We start from the raw sequence: 16,821 nt of genomic DNA on the forward strand, positions 1-16,821 counted from the left end.
CGGTCCGGCTTGGGTCCGGGTCCGGTCCGGGTTTCGGTCCGGGTCGGGGCGGTCCGGTGGGGGTGTCGGTGCGGTCCGGGTTGGGTTCGGTCCGGGTTTTCGGGAGGTCCTGGGGTCCGGCGGTCCGGCTTGGGTCCGGGTCCGGTCCGGGTTTCGGTCCGGGTCGGGGCGGTCCGGTGGGGGTGTCGGTCCGGTCCGGGTTGGGTTCGGTCCGGGTTCCCGTGCGGTCCGGCGGTCCGGTGGTCCCGCTCGGTCCGGGTCCGGTCCGGGTGGCCCGGACGGGCCTGGCGACGCGCTGCTGGATCTGCCTCATCAGGACCCCGAAGGCCAGCATCGCGCCGGTCGGTGGGACCGCCGCGACCAGGTAGTCCAGGAGCGGAACAGGTCCGGCGGTGGTGCCGTTCACGCCCGCCACGTTCAGGGCGATCGATCCGAGTGACCCGACAGCCGTCAGCCCGACCGCCCACCAGTCCGTCACCCTGCGAAGTCCGGCCCGCAGCATGAGCAGCTCGCCAGCGACGATGAACATGTCCAGCGTGGCGGGCCAGGCCCACTGCCGGATGGGCGAGCGGTCCAAGCCGTGTCGTCCGGCTACTTCGGCGAGGTGGGCGTAGGAGAGCCAGAATCCGGCGCCGGTCAGGACGATGATCACTGTCCCGGCAGCGATCAGGGCGTATCGGTCGGCGGTCTCCTCGGTCAAGGGCTCCCTTTCTCCGGGCGTGCTGGGGATGTGGTGTGCGTCCGCCGGCGGCGAGGGGGCGGGAGGCAGCGCCGGGCAGTTCAGGCCGCCTTCTTCAGGGCGTTGATCAGTTCGTTCGTCTGGGCCTGGCGGGGCACCTGGCAGAACGTTTCCTCAGGGGTGGTCTCGCTGCCGGCCCCCTCGCCCTGGTCCGGGGTGCAGGCTTCTTCGCTGTCCGCGGCCGGGACCTTCCAGTACCGGTCGCGGTCGGCCACCGCGTGGCGGGCCTCACGTAGGAGGTCCCGGGCGTGGTCGAGGTCGACCCCGAGTGCGTATGCCAGCCGCGATGCGCTCCATCCGCGTACGTGGGCGGCGCGAGAGACGGCATCGCGTTCAGCAGCGGAGAGATGGACATCCCGGCCCATGAGGGCGGCGCGGACCCGCTGGTAATCGAGCCGCTTGGCGACCTTGGCACGCCAAGGCTTCCGTTCCTCCTCGGTCAGTCCGCCCCACAGCCCCCATCGGATGTCGTTGTCCAAGGCGTGGTTGAAGCAAGCCTGGCGTACGGGGCAGGCGCCGCAGAGGGTCTTGGCCTCGGTGATGTCGGCGTGGGCCCGCTTCGTGGGGAAGAACAGCCGGTCGGCTTCCACGGGGTCGAGGTCACGGCAGTTCCTTTGGTCGTGCCACGAGATGTCGGCGATGCCGCGCAGTTCCGGGACGGGCTGGGTGTTGGTGGTGATGTGGCGCATGGGATGGGTCTCCAGGGCATGCCTGTCGGCGGCGAGCGGGTGCGGCACGCGGCGGCGGGTGCCGGCGGACCGGCTCGCGGGCCGGGCGGTGGAAGGTGGTGGGCGCGGCGGGTCAGGCGGCGCGGAAGCGGCGGTCGGGGCCGTCAAGGTGCACCGGGGTGCACATCCCGGACAGGCGGCTCAGCACGCGGTCGCCGACCTTGTCCCGCAGCACCGGCTGGCCGGAAGCCATCCCAGGCATGCGGACCGGCGGCAGATTCGAGGTGACGATCGTCGGCAGCTGGTTCTGCGCCCGCCAGTTCAGCAGGCGGAAGGTGATCTCCTCGTTCCACTCGGACGCCTTCGCGGCGCCGAGGTCGTCCAGGAGCAGCAGCGGTATCCGCACGATCCGCCGCAGGAGGTACTCGGGATCGCTGCCGCCCCGGGCCCGCATCTCGCCGTACAGGTCGGCGGCGGTGGTGGCGTGCCAGCGCACCCCGCACCCGGCGGCGGTCAGGGCGCGGATCGCGGCGTACGCCTGGTGCGTCTTGCCGGCGCCGGTCGAGCCCCACAGCAGCAGGCTGCGGCCGTGGGTGATCTCCCGCTGCCCGGGCGTCCCCCAGTGCGGGATCAGCGGGCTCGCCGCGTGGCCGACGGCGCTGCCGGCGATGGTGCGGACCCACTCGGCCACGGCGGGGTGCTCGACCTGCGCCTCGCGGTAGTCGCGCGGGATTCGCAGCTGAGCGGCCTCAAGAGCGGGGATCGCTTTCGGGGTGTCCGCGACCGGGGCGGTGGGGTCGATGCCGCGCTCGGCGAGCTTGCGCCGCATCCAGGTCATCGCAGCGTTGTCCGCGGTGGCCTGGGGGTCGGCGAGGCTGGTGCGGTTCACAGGGCGACTCCGAAGGTTCCAGTCGGCTCGGTGGGGTTGAGGTACGGCGTGTAGGCGGGGGAGGCGCTGGCCCAGGGCCCCGCGCCGGAGGCGGAGGACGGGCTCGAGCTCGACGACGGCGTCGGCCCGGCGTTGAGGAGCTCGTTGACCAGGCTCGGCAGGACGCTGGGGTTCAGCCCCTTGGCGCGCAGCCGCTCCAGCGCCGGCTTCAGGACGTCGGGGCCGTAGCCCTCATCCAGCAGCGAGCGGATCTCCTTGCCCAGGTGCCCGAGGACCTTCTTCGGCGGACGTCCTCCGGGGCAGCCGCGCAGGTACTCGGCCATCAAGACCTTCGCCGACCACTCGCTCGCGTCGGCCGCTTCCAGCACAGTTTCCGGGGAGGAGCCGAGTGCGGGCGCCTCGCGCCCCCTACGGGAAGATCCAGGATCCAAGATCCTAGATCCAGCCCGTGAACCCTCAGTGAATGTGGCGCCCATCACGTCGCCCACGTGGGTGGTGCTGCCCTGATCTGCGGATTCCCTCGCAGAGCATGCAGCGGGCAGGTGTTGGGGCGTTGTGGCCTCGATCTCACCCTCCTGGGTGAGAGTGGCGCGGGTCACCGGGAGGGTGGATGCGGGCGAATCGGACGGAACGGTTCGCGTGAGGGCTCCGTGAGCGGTCACTGAGTGGCCTCGGCCGACGGCGCCGACGGGTGCCTCGTGGGCTTCGGGGGGCGGCTGTCGGGGGCTCGCGCCCGCCCTCTGGGTGTGGCACTGGGAGCGGTCGCACTCGCCGCACGCCTTCGCCGCCTCGTGGGTCGGGCAGCGGGGCAGCCGCGAGTCCGACGCGCGGTTGATCTTCTGGTGCCGGTCCCAGGTCACGATGTGCAGCCAGGACTTGCCGTCGCAGCCGGTGTACCGGCAGACCAGGCCAGCCTCGGCCAGCTGCTCCAGGTCGTGGGCAACGTGGGCGGGGGTGTGCTCGGGCCGCAGCGCCCACAGCCGCCCAGCGATGACGGCCGGATGGTCACGGAACCGGCCGGAGTCGTCCGCCTGGGTCAGCAGCCCGAAGAAGGTGACCATCGCGGTGACATCGACAGCGGCGAGGTCCTCGGATTCGAACGCCTCGGGCTTGATGGTCCGAATGCGTGCCATCAGCGCTCATCCCCGTACCAGCGGCCCGAAATGGGCGGGTGGACGGCGCTCGCGGCGTGGTCCGCAGCGACGGTCCGGAAGCCCGGCCTTTCGCGCAGGGGCGTGCCCATGCAAAACTCTCCTTGAGTGATGCCGCAGCCGGTGTGCCCCGTTGGAAGGGCCGGCGCGGTGATGACGGGTCTCTCCGGCCGTTGCCTCGGCTGGAGATAAGACTCTTCGCGTCCGGCGCCCGGGAGTTGCCTCTCCCGGGCGCCGATTGCTTTTACGGACTAGCCGCTCGGTGCGTCCTGCATGCGTTCCTATCGCCGGTCACCGGGTTGCCTCCCGGTGGGGGACGACGAACATACGCAGACGCCCGCACAAGATCCAGACCTGGCTCTACAACCCGTGAAAGGTTGTACGTGCCAAGCGTTTCGTCGATGCGTCAGGGCATGCAGATGCGAGCTGTCGAGAGGTGGCGCCACCCAAGCGCACTCCGGGCACGCCAAAAAGGATCATCAAAAGAGCCCCCACGTTCATGAACCGGCAGGCTGTCGCGCTGTACCGGCTGGACAGGTTTGGATTTAAGCCCGCAGGCAAAGGCTTCGTCAACGGCATCCCAGGGGCGAATCCACGCGCGTAGATGGATGTGTAGGAGGTGTGGAGGTTGCACCGAGGGCCCTTGTAACACCCTGTGTTTTCAAAGGAGTTGGACGGCTGCTATCGAATTGCCGGGGTGATCGTCGACTGTGTGAATGATCATTCGCCCCCTTGCAAGGAAAACCGGCAAGGATTTGCCGCTTTCCCGATCATGGAAACCGCAGGGTGAGGGAATGTCCAGATTCGCCAGGAAGGTCTCCGGACGCCGACGGGAATGGTTGCATGTTTAACCAACCGCCCTGTGGTCGAGGCCACAAATTGTGGAAAGCCTTCAAGGTCGTCGTATCGTCTTTGTGGGAGACATCCGGCCGGGGGGTCAGCATTCGTGCTGCCCCTCTTTTTCATGCGCGCGACCGGATGCCGCACTTGAGACTGCGAGACAAAGGAAGAGAAGAGCCTCATGGTTGCTCAGGGGATAGTCCCCTTCGGCGATGACCACGCCGAGAACAACGGCGCACACGGCGGAGAAACCGCCGGCCAGTTCATGGGGTTCGGCGGCTGGCTGAAGAGGTGGCGCCAGGCTGCGGGGATCACCCAGTCCCCGGTGGCCAAGGCCCTCGGAATGGGGGTCCGGACCTACCGCAACGTGGAGAAGGGCGCCGTCCCGCCCCGGTTCACCAAGCCCCAGTGCGAGGCGCTCGCGGATCTGCTCGGGCTCGACAAGAGCGAGCGCCATGCCCTGCTGCTCTACAACATCGGCACCACGCTCGACGGCGACCCGCAGATCGACGCCAGCCCGGAGCTGCGCCGGGCACTTCGACTTCTGATCGACAGGCAGATGCCCTCGCCCACGTACCTCACCGACCGCAACTGGAACATCCTCGCGTACAACGCGGCGATGGCCGAGTGGTGGCCCTGGGTCATGGAGCCCCGCGCCAACCTCATGCGCTGGGCGCTGACGAACCCCGAGGCCCGCACCCAGTACCACGGCTGGGAAATGCACGCGGCGGCCTACGTCCGTCTGCTGAAGTTCGCCCAGGCCACCCACAAGGACAACGCCGAGCTCGTCGACCTGATCGCTGAGGTTCGCCAGAACCCGGACGTCGAACGGATCTGGCGCACCGAAGCCGACCTGGAAGCCGATCGGGACGGCCACGTCTTCCGAATGATCATCCCCGCCCTGGGCTGGGAGGCCATCGAAGTCGTCTCCCACGTCCTGTACCCGGCGTCGATGCCGCACTGCCGGTTCGTGGTGATCACCTGGGTGGAGGCTGAGTCCTCCGACGACGAGACCGACGCCCTGGGTGGCAAGCGCAACGCCTGGGCCCACGCCGAAGCCGGCGCACCCACTACTCCGCAGCCCCCCGCACAGGCCGCCGCCGATGCCGCCCGCCGGCGCGCGGCCCGCGCGCTCACCGCCCGACTGGTCGTTGACAGTGCTGATGAAGCCGCAGCGCTCGCCGGCCCCGACGGCGTCCCGCTCCCCGCACTTAGCACGCTGGCCGGGCCGGAGTGTCAGCTCACCCTGTCGCCCGAGAACCACTCCGTGGTGTGGGCCATCCAGGAAGCCCCCGGAGAGTGGGGAATCACGCAGCTAGGCGCCGGAGCCGTCGCCGACCGCATTCACCAGCCGATCGTCGACCCCCAAGCCCGAGCGGAGCTGAAGCTACTCCTGCGCGCGTCGCTGCCGGACTCCGACCAGGCGGCCATCAGCCGGCTCCACGGGCAACTGCCCCAGGTCGACCTCCGGGCCACCCTGCTTCGTGAGATCTACAACGACCTCCAAGAGGGCGAGGCTCTGCCCCGATAGCTGGTGTGGCTTGCCCGTTGACTAAAGCAGGTCACTTACTGTCACGACTGGTGTTGTCTCCATCTGGGGGCTGGGAAGTAGGGGCGTGGCCGCCCGGACGTCACAGAACGTCCGGACGGCCGATCCCCCCAGCCCCTGGGCCTTCGGCCATGGAGGGTGCACCAGCCCGTCCTCGGATCGTCCGGGCGCCTCGATGGTGCGGCAGATCCCACAACCCTCAGGAAGCGCTGTGTCTCGACACATCTACGACTGCCCCGTTCGCTGGTCGGACCTCGACGCGAACGGACACCTCAACAGCTCCCGCTACGGCGTCCTCTTGGAAGAGACACGCATGCGCATGTTCAGCATGCTGGTCCCCAAAGACCCCGCCGAGCGCCTGGCCCGCAACTTCCTCCTGCGCGAGCAGACCATCCGCTACCAGCACCCGCTGGAGACCTGGGAGACCCCGGTCCGCATCGAAGCCTGGGTGACCGATGTCAAGCGGGTCTCCCTCACCTTCCACTTCGAGGTGAAGGACGACAAGCACGTCTACGCCACCGCGACCGCGGTTGTGGCCGGCTACGACTCCATCCGCGGCGGCATCCGGCGCTTCGAGCAGGATGAGCTCGAAGTGTTCAACAGCTACGCCGACAACCCCCCGGCAGTGGGCAGCTGAACCGTCGCCCCAGCCTGCGTGAAGCCGGGGGCGGACGGAGGAAACGGTCGGCCGCTACTGCTCGTAGGCCCAAGAGCGGCCGGTCTGGCGGTACTGCTCGATGGGGATGGGGGCGACGCCCCTCCTCATCCGCGCGGTGTAGAGCAGGCCGTCCAGGTGGTCGATCTCGTGGTGGACCAACCGGGCTAGTCCGCGTTCGTAGGTGGCGGTCACCACCTGGCCCTCCAGCGTCATGGCCTCCACCGTGATCTGCAGAGGTCGGGGGACCAGGCCGCGAACGTCGAAGAAGCTGAGGCAGCCCTCGTATTGTTCGTCCTCATCGGTGGAGCGGTCGACGATGCGGGGGTTCAACAGGACGATTGTCGTGGCGCCGGGGTCGGGGGGCTGGACCACGGCGGCGGCCCGGCCGATCCCGACTTGGGGCGCCGCGATGCCCATGCCCTTGGCGAACGGGTGCACCTGCTCGATCTTCTCCATCGCCACGAGCAGCTGCTCAACGGCCCGCTCAGCCGCCGCACGCTCGGCCGGTAGATCGAAAGAGCGGGCCGGCTTGGCGAGGACGGGGGCACCGTGCTGTACGACGCCGAGGCCACGCATCTGCTCGCTGGGCCGCACCTGGGTCACCTGAACTCCCTTTGATTTATGTCATGTTCGGGTCTCGCCCGAAATCGCCACTCCAGACGGTACCGGGCATGCAGTGCAGGTGTGGGGGTGCTCCACGCGAAGACGCGCATCCCGTTTTCGTCGCGGCGGATCGGGGCGGTCCGTAGCGGCGCCGCCTCGGCGGTCATGGAGGTCTCGGTTCCCCACACGACCGGGTCAAGCTCGGCGGGGAAGGCAAGCTCGACCGCCAGGTGTTCGGTGGGCAGGCGGACGGCGCGCTGGAACCAGCGGCCCCATTTCTCGTCGCCCACCGAGTAGGCGTACTCGATCCACACCGACTCGCCCGGGTAGAGCGGGAAGCGGCCCTCGCCGTTCTCGAACGCCAACCACACCTCCTTGAAGGCGTCGCGGTCGTGTTTGGTCTGCCACTGCATTGCCTCACCGCGGCAAGTGGCGGTGAGGGCGAGTTCGTCCCAGGTCAATGGGTGTTCGCGGTAGTGGGCATTGGACCGTTCCGGCTCGCCCGGGTAGCGGTCGACGCTGATGCGGATCAGGTAGCGGGTGATCGGCTCGCTGCCGGTGTTCCGCAGCAGCCGGCGCATCGTGAGTCGGTAGAGGCGGCCGTCGTAGTCGAGGCGGGCGTCGTCGTGCTCGACGACGATCGCCGAGCCGGTGGCGTACGGCTGCTCAGTCCGGCGGGGAGCCGGCACGGCGGCTGCCGGCACCGTACCGGATTTGGCCGCTTCGTAGTCCAGCCAGCACTTCCAGATGGCCTTGCCGGCGCCGAGTGTCTCCTCGGCGCGGCGGGCGAAATCCTCGGTTGGTTTGTGCCGACCCGACTCCATGTGGCTCACGTAGGACGGGTCGAAGCCCATCCGTCGGGCTAACTCCCTCTTCGGGAGGCCCCGTACTTCGCGCCAGTGGGCGACCGTCGCCGCGAAGTCTTCGGCGGCCGTCTCGACCGTCTGGGCACCGTCTCGCGCGTCCATCGAAGCCCCCGCCTGGATGCTAGATGAGATGAGTGAACCGTGCGTGATCTCGATTCATCATTCTGTCACGGCGCCAGCCGCCGGTTTCCTTCCTCCACCGGCCCAGGGCGACCCAGGGCCCAAACCAGGAGGGTCCCAGCGATGCGCGTGCTGTATTTGCTCAACGTCTCCAACTCCAGTCAGCTGTCCGCCGATTCGGGCTTCACCTTCGCTGACCTGCTCGCCCCGGCTCTGACCGACGCCGGGGCCGAGGTGACCGTGGCCTCGCCGGTCCCGGTCGGCGACACCCGCGTGCACTTCGCGCCCACCACCTCGCCGTCTACCAAGTACCGGGCCCGCTTCGACCCCGGCATGGACGCCCTGGTCACCCTGATCCGCGACCGGCAGCCCGAGGTAGTGGTGGCCAACCAGATTGAAGCCGCCCCCGCGATCCGGGCCGCGCTCCTGGAAGCCGGGGTGGACGCGCTGATCGCCGGCTACTGCCACTACCTGCCGTTCTCCTTCACCGACACCGGCGCTCTGGAGCTGGACCCGGCGATGAACGACCGGGGCTTGGGCCGCAGCGTGCTGCTCGCCTTCGCCGCCGGCCTCTCGGCCTGCGACCGAATCCTGGTCCACTCCTCCACCGCCGCCTCCTGGACCACCGCAGCCGCCACCCGCACTGGCGTCGACCTCGGAGACAGGCTGCACATCGTCCCCGCCCCCCGGGACGTACGACTGGTGCGCGACCCGGCCAGCATCACCCCGCCCGACGGCCGGGCCACCGGCATCTACAACCACCGCCTGTACGCCCACTACGGCACGGCCCGCTTCACCCAGTTGGCCCGCCGCCTCGTCGCCGGCGGCGCGGTGCGGCTGACGGTGATGGACCTGTTCGGCACCCGCAGCCCCGAGCGCATCCGTCTCGACCCCAGCCCCGAGCGGCACTTGGAGGAGCTGGCGACGACGGATGGTGTCACGATCGCTTCCGACCGCGGCGACCGCGTCCGCTACCGCAACATCCTGGCCGGCGCCCACTTCGGCATCGCGCCCTTCCGCCCCGGCTGCCCCTGGTCCATGTCGGTGATCGACTGCCAGGCCATGGGCTTGCCCGTGGTCGCTCCGCGCACCGGCTGGCTGGCCGAGCACATCGACGATGAGCTGCTGTTCGACACCGACGAGCAGGCCGTCCAGATCGCCAAGCGCCTCGGCACGGACCCGGAGTTCTACCTCCTGCACGCCAAGCGCGCGTACGCCTCCACTGCCGACCTCACCCCCGCCGCGGTCGCCGCCCGATACCTGGAGGCGATCCGATGACCGGCTTCGACGTGGTCCTGCTCTCCTACGACGAGCCGCAGGCCGATCTCCTGCACACCCGCCTCGCCCACGTCCTGGGCCGTCCGGTCAAACGCCTGCACGGCGTGCGCGGGATGCGGCGGGCCTACCGGCTCACCGCCGAGCTCGTCGATACCGAGCAGTTCTTCCTCGCCGACGGCGACTTCGCCATCGACGAGGACTTCTCCGTCGCCGCGGTGGAGCCGCTGGCCACCGGGGTGGCGATGAGGGTCTGGCAGGCCGCCAACCCGGTCAACGGCCTGGTCTACGGCTACGGCGGGCTCAAGCTGATCCGCCGGTCGGCGCTGCGGGAGATGGGACAGGCCGTCGACGTGCTGGCCGCGTTGCCCGGCCGAGTCGAATTCTGCCGCCAGACCGCCGGGACCACGCGGTTCAACCAGTCGCCGTTCCACGCGTGGAAGGCGGGCTTCCGGGAGTGCGCGATGCTCGCCCGCGGCAGCGAGTACGGCATGACCGACGCCTCCGCCCAGGAACGGATCGACACCTGGAAGGCCAGCAGCACTGGGGACTTCGCCGCCTACGCGGCGACCGGCGCCCTCGACGGGATCGACTTCGCCCAGGCCGTCGGCCGCGACCCCGAGCGCTTCGAGGCGCTCAACGACCCGGCTTGGCTGCTGCAGCACTTCGCCGTGCTGCGCGACGACCAGGCGGTCGCCGGATGAGCACCGCGCCGGGGCCGCTGGTGCTGATCGAGCCGCACGCGCACCGGGGCGGCGGGCACCATCAGCACACGCTGACCGCCCTCGCCGCCACCGGGGCGAGCCTGGTCGTCGCCCCGGCCGGCCTGGGCGAGGGCTTGGGCCTGCTGGCCCGCTCCGGCGCCCGGATCGCCCCCGGCCCGGACGGGGTAGCGGCGCGGTTCCTGCTGGCCGCCGCGCGGGGAGCCGAGCGCGTCTCGACGGCCGGCCGGCGGGCCTTCGCCTCCCGGCGCTGGCCCCGGGCGGTGCGCCGGCTCCCGCACCAGGTCACCCTCCTGGCCCGGTGTTTGACCGAGGCCGCGTGCCTGCGGACCACGCGCCGCCTTGCCCCGCGGGCGTCGGCGGTGGTGATCCTCAGTGCGAGCGAGGCTCTGCACGGCCTGGCTGCCTTGCTCGGTGGCGTCCCGCACCTGCGGTTCGTCCACGAGTTGGTCACCACCGAGGACCGTCCAGCACGGTGGCTGGGACGACTCGCCCGCCGGGGCGAGAAGCGGGTGGTCGCGCTGTACCCGACCACGGCCGTCCGCGACCAGATCACTACCGCCTTCCCCCACCTGCCCGGCGAGGTGCGTTCCTTCGCGGTCGACGACGGGCGGCGGCTGACCGAGGCCGAGCGCGACGGCGGCCGGACCGCCTTCGCCATCCCCGACGACGCGACCGCGGTGTGCGTGATCGGCGGCTGGTGGCCGTACAAGGACATCGCCGTCATCGACGCCGCCCTCGCTCGCCTCACCACCCCGCTGCACGTCCTGGTGTGCGGCACTCCGCTGGACGACGCCGTCCTCGCCCGCTGGCACCGGCTGCCCCACGTCCGCCTCCACACCGTGCCCGGCCCCGTCGCCGACGAGATCCTGCGGCTCATCTACGGCGCCGCCGACGCGGCCCTCGTCGCCCGCCACCCGGGCGTGGGCAAGGAGTCGGGGCTCGTCATGGACGCCGCCCGCCTCAGTGTTCCGCTGATCGTCTCCGAACACGACCCCGACCTGACCGTCCGGCTCGCCGGCCAGCCGTGGATCCGAGCCTTCCCGGCCGGCGACCCCGGCGCGCTGGCAGAGGCACTGGACAAGCTCTCGGCCGACGCGCCCGCCCGGCCGGGACCGTCGGCACGGGCGGTGCTGGACCTGTACCCGGCGGCCGAGCAGGCCGCCTTCCTCACCGCCACCTACACCCGCCTGCTCAAGGAGTGCCGCCAATGACGTTCATCCCTCCCACCCTGGTCGCGGTCGTCGGCCCCGTCGAGCCCGCGCTGCTGGCCGCCTGGACCGCCCACTACCGTCAGCTCGGCATCGAGCGGTTCCTCCTCGCCTTCCACTTCCCCGACCACGTCCCCGACGCCCAGCGCCACGAGCTTCTCGCCGCCACACGAGCTCTCGGCATCGTTCCCACCCACGTCAGCACCGGTCCCTGGCACGAGCACACCAACACCGAGCTGCGCGACGCCCTGCGTGAGACGGCCGGGCCCGGCTGGCACCTGATCGCCGACGTCGACGAGTTCCAGACCTACCCCGCCCCGCTGGACGACGTGATCATCCAGTCAGAGAACACCGGGCGCAAGGTGGTGGGCGGGCTGATGCTCGACCGCGTCGCGGCCGACGGAAGCCTCGCCCCGTGGCGCCCGGAGCCTGGGCTGGAGCGGGCCTTCCCGCTCGGCGGACACCTCACCCACCGCCTCCTTCAGGGCGACCCGCGCAAGATCGTCCTCGCCCACTCCTCGGTGACCGTGGCCTCCGGCAACCACCGCGCCTCCGGCCACAAGCCCGACCCGGACACGCTCGCGTGCGTGCACCACTTCAAGTGGCGTGCCGGCGTCCTGGACGACCTGCGCCGGCGGGTCGAGCGGTTCTCCTCCGGCGCATGGGCCGAGCACACGCCGGCCGTCCGCAGCGAGGCGTCCCGCTTGCTGGAGCACACCGACCGGCACTTTGGCCGCATCGACGTCGCCGACCCCCGCCTCGCCTTCCGTCGCGTCACCCTCGACCGTCAGCCCGAGGGCTGGGCCGCCGAAGCGGCCAGGATCACCACCGCCTGGCGCCCGCCCGAGTTTCAGAACGAGCCGGGTTCCACGACCTCCTCGCCCTCGCCCTGAGGCTCCTCGAACCGGGCGAAGAAGTCGTCCAGCGCCTCCGGCGTCACGACGAGCGCGTTCGCGTCCGCCCGCTCGTTGCGTTCCGCCAGCCGGCGCAGCAGCTCGTCACGGGCCACGGGGAAGTACAGCAGCCGCCACCGCCCGCCGGCCGACTCCACCAGCGTCTTCATCGCCTCGCGGTCCTTGCGCGGCCACAGCCCGTGGTCCCACACCACATTCCGGCCCTCCGCGACCAGCTCGGTCAGCCGCTCATGCAGCTCGGCGACGACCGGAGCCTCCTTCTCGAAGTAGGTGTTCTCCGGGTAGTCGACGCCGTACCTGCCGTGCCGCTCGAAGACCACCTCGTCCACCGACAGCCGCACCGCCCCCCGGGGCTCCAGCACCCGCTGGGCATAGGTCGTCTTCCCCGAACCGGTGAGCCCCACCAACAGGAAGACCGTCGGAGAGCCGCTCTCGACCACCATCAACTCCCCTCATCTCCAACGTGGTTCCCGGCAGTCTGTCACCGCCGGCCGGGCCGGACTCCCGTTCCCGGCCGCCGCTACCCGAAGGAGCTGCCCGTGCCCGCCAAAGTCCTCGCCCGCGCGCTGCGCGCCTACGTCCGCCACGCCCCAGGCACCCTCGCCAAGGCCCGGCTCATCGACCGCTTCCTCGACGATCACCTGCGCACCCACCCCGTCCACGCCACCGTCCGGCTGCGGTCCGGCGACACGGTTTCCGTCACCACCAGCGACGTCATCCAGCGCTTCCAGTACCTGTTCGGTGAGTGGGAGCCGAACCTGAGCGCCTTCCTTCGTAGCCGACTCCACCCCGGGGACACCTTCATCGACGTCGGTGCCCATCGTGGCGCCTTCAGCCTCCTGGCCTCCCACGCCGTCGGGCCCCACGGCCGTGTCGTCGCCATCGAACCCCACCCCCGCTTCCACGACGACCTGGCCGCCGCAGCCGCCGCCAACCGCCGCACCAACATCCATCTCGTCCGCTCCGCCGCCTCCGAAACCAACGGCACCCTGACCCTGTACCTGGAGGACCCCTCCAACCTCGGCCATACCACCGCCATCCGCCCGAGCCGCATCCACGCGACCGTCGAGGTCCCCACCGCGCCCCTGGCCGACCTGCTCAGCCGGGCCGATCTCGCCACTACGCGCGTCATCAAGATCGACGTCGAGGGGGCCGAAGCCGCCGCGATCCGCGGACTCCTGCCCGCGCTCCCGTACCTGCGCGCCGACGCCGAGCTCGTCGTCGAGGTCACCCCCCGCCTCCTGTCCAAGCAGGGTGAGAGCGTCACCGGCATCATCGACGCCCTGCGTGAGCACGGTGGCTTTCACCCATACACCCTTGCCAACGACTACGACCCCGCCGCCTACCCCCGGGCCATGCGCCGACCGCAGCCGCCAGTGCGGTGCACCGAGACCCCGAGGGAAATGACCGATCTGGTCTTCTCCCGCACCGACGCCAGCCGTCTCGCGTTCGGGCGCTGAACAGCACCGGCACCGCCCGGACGAGGGGCAACATGTCGAACCACGAAGAGACGAGCAGACCGGGCCTCCAGCTCCCCGGACAGACGGCGCACCAGCGGCCACCGGTACCTGCTCATGGGGCCCTGATACGGATGCCCGGGCGCCCGGGCATCATCCAGGAAGACTCGGACTTCCTGTGGCCAGGACCGCGGCGCCGGTCCGCCGCCGAGACGATGCCGACGTTCGGAAGAGACCACTACGCCTCCTTCGACCCCGCCGCTCCCCGTCGACGCGCTTGCCCGGCACCGGGCGCATCCCCCGACGAAGCGCGAGGGGCCGGTCATCGCCCCCTCGTATTCTTCGGCCACAGCCGCACCCCCTTCACTGGTCAAAAGGCCAGCTGCTGCACATCGCCGTGTGCGGGTCGGGTGGCGAGGAGGGTGAAGTGCTCCGTCGCGATGATCGCCTCCCGCGCCGCTGCTGGGAGGCGGGAGAGAATGCCGGGAAGTGGCCGCTCCTTGGCGGCTTCACTTCGGTGAGCGGAGATCGCGGCCCACTTCTGCTCGAGCCACTCGCTCACGTTGACCGTCGTGGTGGCGTGATCGTCCGGAACGCTGAGGATCTTCTTCCCGACTCGCTCCAAGAGCGGACGGAGCCCGCCCACCCCCGAGGCCGGGTGTGTGGCCGCGTACAGGGCCTCCGGCTGCCACGGGGCCCCGGCGTCTGGATGGAGGTGCTCAAGACCGGCGGCGTGGAACGCGAGGACGGTTGCTTGGTGGGTGCGGACGTGGTCGGGGTGCCCCGTCAGCTGGCCGTAGGCATCGTGGGTCACCACAACCTGAGGGCGCACGGCGCGGATGTGCCCGACGAGCAACTCGACGACCTCGTCGATGGGGGCATCGCAGAGCCGCGCCCGGCCGGGTGCGGAGTCTGGGATGCGGGCATCGGCATAGCCGAGCATCCGCGGCTCGCCGGCTTCCAGCGCGGCCAGGGCGTCGGCGAGCTCGGGCGCCCGGTGGCTGGTGCGGGACCAGGTGGCGGTGACGACGGCGGTTGCTGCGCCCGCGGCGGCGTGCTGCGCGAGAACGCCTCCGGCCAAGAGGGCCTCGTCGTCTGGGTGCGCGAAGACGCCGAGCAGGCTGGGAAGTGACACGGTTGCTCCTCCAGGTTGGCTGTCGGTGCCGGCCGTCACAGTTGTATGGGGGCTCAGCATCGGGATTTGGGGGTGAGGCCAGGTCAGCGGTCGGTGGCTCTGGCCGTGCCGGTTGCTGCCGGGACGGGCGTTCCGGTGAGCTGCTGGGCTCGGCGGACCAGGCGCGGGGCGAGTTCGGGATGGGTGCCGCGCCCGGTGACCTGGAGGAGCTGAGCAAGGGCGACGAGTTCGCCAATCCGCCCCGCGGGGGTGTCGAGGATGTGGGCGAACTCGCTGCGGATGCGAGCGGCCGTAGCGGGTTGAGGGAGGGTGTAGGCGTGAAGGAGGCCCACGTCGTAGCCGGTGGGGGCCCTGCCCCACCCCTCCCAGTCGAGGATCACGAGGGGCTCGGGCGTGAGGTTGCCCCAGTGCAGGTCGCCGTGCCCCGTGGTCCAGGAAGTGATGGTGGGCGCGGGGAGGCCGAGCAAGTGCGTGAAGTTGCGGTCGATCCACTGCTGCCGTACGGCTTGCCGCTCGGTTGGCACCGTCGCGGTGGTAGCGAGTGCGCTGTGTAGGTCTCCCCACCACGAGCGGGGCAGGTCGATGTCGCCTGTCAGGACGGGTCCGCCGGACTGGAGTGCCGGTTGGGCGATGTACTCGGACAGTTCGCCCCGGTAGGCGATGGCGTTGTCGATCCACTCGGTGACGTCGTGCAGGCGAGGCCGGGGGACGGAGTGGGGCAGTGCGGAGGCCGCGGCGGCGGTACCCTCCCACAGCCGGGCGTTGCGCTTGTCGGCCGGCGCGCTGACCAGCCGCAGCCACCACCGGCCGGCTCGGCGCCCCAGGGTTCGGCCCTGCCATCCTCAGGCTTCCGACCCGGACGCGGTTACGGAGAAGGCGCGAGCGGCGCGCTGGTGTCCGCTGCGCATCCGGTGCCGGTCGGATGTCTCGGCGGGCGGCGCGAATACTGCCTGCCGGGCGTTCGAATCGGTCATACGGGCCGTCCGAGAAGACGCATCGCTCCGGCGTCCAGCAGCTGTCGGCCTGCGTCCTGCCCAACCTCGTGGCCTGATACCGAGGGACCGGAGGCGCTGACGCACAGACGGTCGCCGCCGGCCGGGTCGAGGACGGCCGCGTGTACGGTGACGACTCCCGACGTCTCGTCGAGGGTTGCGTGGGCGGAGGCGGCTGTCAGGCATCCGCCGTGCAGCGTGGCGAGCGCGGCCCGCTCGGCGTCGAGCCGGATTCGGGTGGGAGTGTGGGTGAGCGGGGCGAGCAGCACCCCGGTGGCTGGGTCATCGGCACGGTGCTCGACGATCACGGTCCCCGCGCCGGCCGCAGGCAGCCACACGCTGGGGTCGAGGATCTCGGAGGCGCGGTCTTCGTGGCCAAGGCGGCGCAAACCGGCCAAGGCGGCGATCATCACGTCCGCGCCGAGCGTTCCTTTGTCCAGCTTCGTGAGCCGACTGTCGGCGTTGCCGCGGATGGGTACCGGTACGAGCTTTGGGTGAAGGGCTTTGAGGAGGGCTGAGCGACGGGGCGCGCTGGTCCCGACCCTGGTGCCGGGCGGCAGTTCGGCGAGCGTGGCCGCGGGATGGCCGCCGGGGAGGACGAGGGCGTCGCGAGCGTCCTCCCGTGGCAGGACCGCTCCGATGATGATGCCGGGGGAGCGGTCGTGTGGGCCGGGCACGTCCTTAGCGCACGCGATCGTGGCCTGGACACGCCCGTCGAGGAGGTACCGGTCCGCGTTGCGGGTGAAGGCTCCTTTCCCGCCGATCGCCGAGAGCGGGCCACTGTGCCGGTCGCCCTCAGAGACGATTTCGACGACGTCCAGGACCGCCTCCGGGTAGCAGGCGCGGAAGGCGGCAGCGAAGCGGCCGGTCTGTTCCAGGGCCATGGGGCTGGGCCGGGTCCCCAGCCGCACAGCGTTGAGGGTGGTGCTGCTGGTCATCAGGGTCGGGCTCCTTCGGTGGTTACAGGTGGGGGGCGAGAAACGGACCAGGGCGCCTGGGGGGCTGGGTGCGCCGGCCGGGACCTGGTGCCGA

17 protein-coding genes are annotated in these 16,821 nt (G+C 70.7%); 7 read left to right on the forward strand and 10 right to left on the reverse strand.

The features are described 5' to 3' along the window. From ABZ128_RS03750 to ABZ128_RS03765, 4 genes are all read right to left on the reverse strand, one after another. On the reverse strand, positions 1–700 hold a 700-nt coding region (locus ABZ128_RS03750; RefSeq protein WP_356845849.1), incomplete at its 3' end, for a DUF2637 domain-containing protein. Between the two features lie 80 nt (positions 701–780). After that, positions 781–1,428, reverse strand: a complete 648-nt coding sequence (locus ABZ128_RS03755) for a WhiB family transcriptional regulator (protein ID WP_356845850.1) — start codon at positions 1,426–1,428, stop codon at positions 781–783. A gap of 112 nt (positions 1,429–1,540) precedes the next feature. Further along, positions 1,541–2,296, reverse strand: coding sequence for an ATP-binding protein (locus ABZ128_RS03760; RefSeq protein WP_356845851.1), 756 nt, complete (start codon positions 2,294–2,296; stop codon positions 1,541–1,543). After that, a complete protein-coding gene (locus ABZ128_RS03765) occupies positions 2,293–3,429 on the reverse strand; it encodes a hypothetical protein (RefSeq protein ID WP_356845852.1) in 1,137 nt (378 codons plus the stop codon). Before ABZ128_RS03765 ends, ABZ128_RS03760 begins: the two co-directional genes overlap by 4 nt. Before the next feature lie 1,039 nt (positions 3,430–4,468). On the opposite strand from ABZ128_RS03765, the gene ABZ128_RS03770 reads away from it, so the two are divergent. Both ABZ128_RS03770 and ABZ128_RS03775 read left to right on the forward strand, forming a co-directional pair. Then, positions 4,469–5,818 carry a helix-turn-helix transcriptional regulator gene (locus ABZ128_RS03770; protein WP_356845853.1) on the forward strand — a complete coding sequence of 450 codons (1,350 nt, stop codon included), beginning with the start codon at positions 4,469–4,471 and terminating at the stop codon, positions 5,816–5,818. Between the two features lie 229 nt (positions 5,819–6,047). Continuing rightward, entirely contained in the window at positions 6,048–6,473 is a 426-nt protein-coding gene (locus ABZ128_RS03775) for a thioesterase family protein (RefSeq protein ID WP_356845854.1), read from the forward strand. Positions 6,474–6,527: 54 nt separating this feature from the next. Here ABZ128_RS03775 and ABZ128_RS03780 read toward each other — a convergent pair whose 3' ends face one another. Both ABZ128_RS03780 and ABZ128_RS03785 read right to left on the reverse strand, forming a co-directional pair. After that, a complete protein-coding gene (locus tag ABZ128_RS03780) occupies positions 6,528–7,097 on the reverse strand; it encodes a peptide deformylase (RefSeq protein ID WP_356845855.1) in 570 nt (189 codons plus the stop codon). Continuing rightward, positions 7,094–8,065 (reverse strand): helix-turn-helix transcriptional regulator, encoded by a 972-nt coding sequence (locus tag ABZ128_RS03785; RefSeq protein ID WP_356845856.1) that lies wholly within the window; start codon positions 8,063–8,065, stop codon positions 7,094–7,096. The genes ABZ128_RS03780 and ABZ128_RS03785 overlap by 4 nt, the downstream gene beginning before the upstream one ends. A gap of 141 nt (positions 8,066–8,206) precedes the next feature. Here ABZ128_RS03785 and ABZ128_RS03790 point away from each other — a divergent pair, with 141 nt between their 5' ends. Genes ABZ128_RS03790 through ABZ128_RS03805 form a run of 4 tightly spaced genes read left to right on the forward strand, consistent with a single transcriptional unit; the run spans position 8,207 to position 12,184 of the window. Next, positions 8,207–9,361: a glycosyltransferase family 1 protein gene (locus tag ABZ128_RS03790; protein ID WP_356845857.1), complete on the forward strand. Its 1,155-nt coding sequence runs from the start codon at positions 8,207–8,209 to the stop codon at positions 9,359–9,361. Then, positions 9,358–10,062: a hypothetical protein gene (locus ABZ128_RS03795; RefSeq protein ID WP_356845858.1), complete on the forward strand. Its 705-nt coding sequence runs from the start codon at positions 9,358–9,360 to the stop codon at positions 10,060–10,062. Before ABZ128_RS03790 ends, ABZ128_RS03795 begins: the two co-directional genes overlap by 4 nt. Beyond that, positions 10,059–11,294, forward strand: a complete 1,236-nt coding sequence (locus ABZ128_RS03800; RefSeq protein ID WP_356845859.1) for a hypothetical protein — start codon at positions 10,059–10,061, stop codon at positions 11,292–11,294. The genes ABZ128_RS03795 and ABZ128_RS03800 overlap by 4 nt, the downstream gene beginning before the upstream one ends. Continuing rightward, positions 11,291–12,184: a glycosyltransferase family 2 protein gene (locus ABZ128_RS03805; protein ID WP_356845860.1), complete on the forward strand. Its 894-nt coding sequence runs from the start codon at positions 11,291–11,293 to the stop codon at positions 12,182–12,184. The genes ABZ128_RS03800 and ABZ128_RS03805 overlap by 4 nt, the downstream gene beginning before the upstream one ends. On the opposite strand, the gene ABZ128_RS03810 is transcribed toward ABZ128_RS03805, so the two are convergent. Next, on the reverse strand, positions 12,142–12,648 hold the full coding sequence (locus ABZ128_RS03810) for an ATP-binding protein (protein ID WP_356845861.1): 507 nt from the start codon (positions 12,646–12,648) through the stop codon (positions 12,142–12,144). The genes ABZ128_RS03805 and ABZ128_RS03810 overlap by 43 nt on opposite strands. Positions 12,649–12,744: 96 nt before the next feature. On the opposite strand from ABZ128_RS03810, the gene ABZ128_RS03815 reads away from it, so the two are divergent. Further along, positions 12,745–13,665: an FkbM family methyltransferase gene (locus tag ABZ128_RS03815; protein ID WP_356845862.1), complete on the forward strand. Its 921-nt coding sequence runs from the start codon at positions 12,745–12,747 to the stop codon at positions 13,663–13,665. Between the two features lie 367 nt (positions 13,666–14,032). Here the strand turns inward: ABZ128_RS03815 and ABZ128_RS03820 are convergent, their stop codons facing one another. From ABZ128_RS03820 to hemC, 3 genes are all read right to left on the reverse strand, one after another. After that, on the reverse strand, positions 14,033–14,797 hold the full coding sequence (locus tag ABZ128_RS03820; protein ID WP_356845863.1) for a PIG-L family deacetylase: 765 nt from the start codon (positions 14,795–14,797) through the stop codon (positions 14,033–14,035). Positions 14,798–14,880: 83 nt separating this feature from the next. Further along, the gene (locus ABZ128_RS03825) at positions 14,881–15,321 is read right to left on the reverse strand and encodes a hypothetical protein (RefSeq protein WP_356845864.1); all 441 of its coding nucleotides are present in this window, start codon (positions 15,319–15,321) and stop codon (positions 14,881–14,883) included. Between the two features lie 446 nt (positions 15,322–15,767). Beyond that, positions 15,768–16,727 carry a hydroxymethylbilane synthase gene (gene hemC / locus ABZ128_RS03830; RefSeq protein ID WP_356845865.1) on the reverse strand — a complete coding sequence of 320 codons (960 nt, stop codon included), beginning with the start codon at positions 16,725–16,727 and terminating at the stop codon, positions 15,768–15,770. Positions 16,728–16,821 lie beyond the last annotated feature (94 nt).

It is taken from the genome of Streptomyces sp. NPDC006326 (assembly GCF_040612915.1).
Taxonomy (GTDB): Bacteria; Actinomycetota; Actinomycetes; order Streptomycetales; family Streptomycetaceae; genus Streptomyces.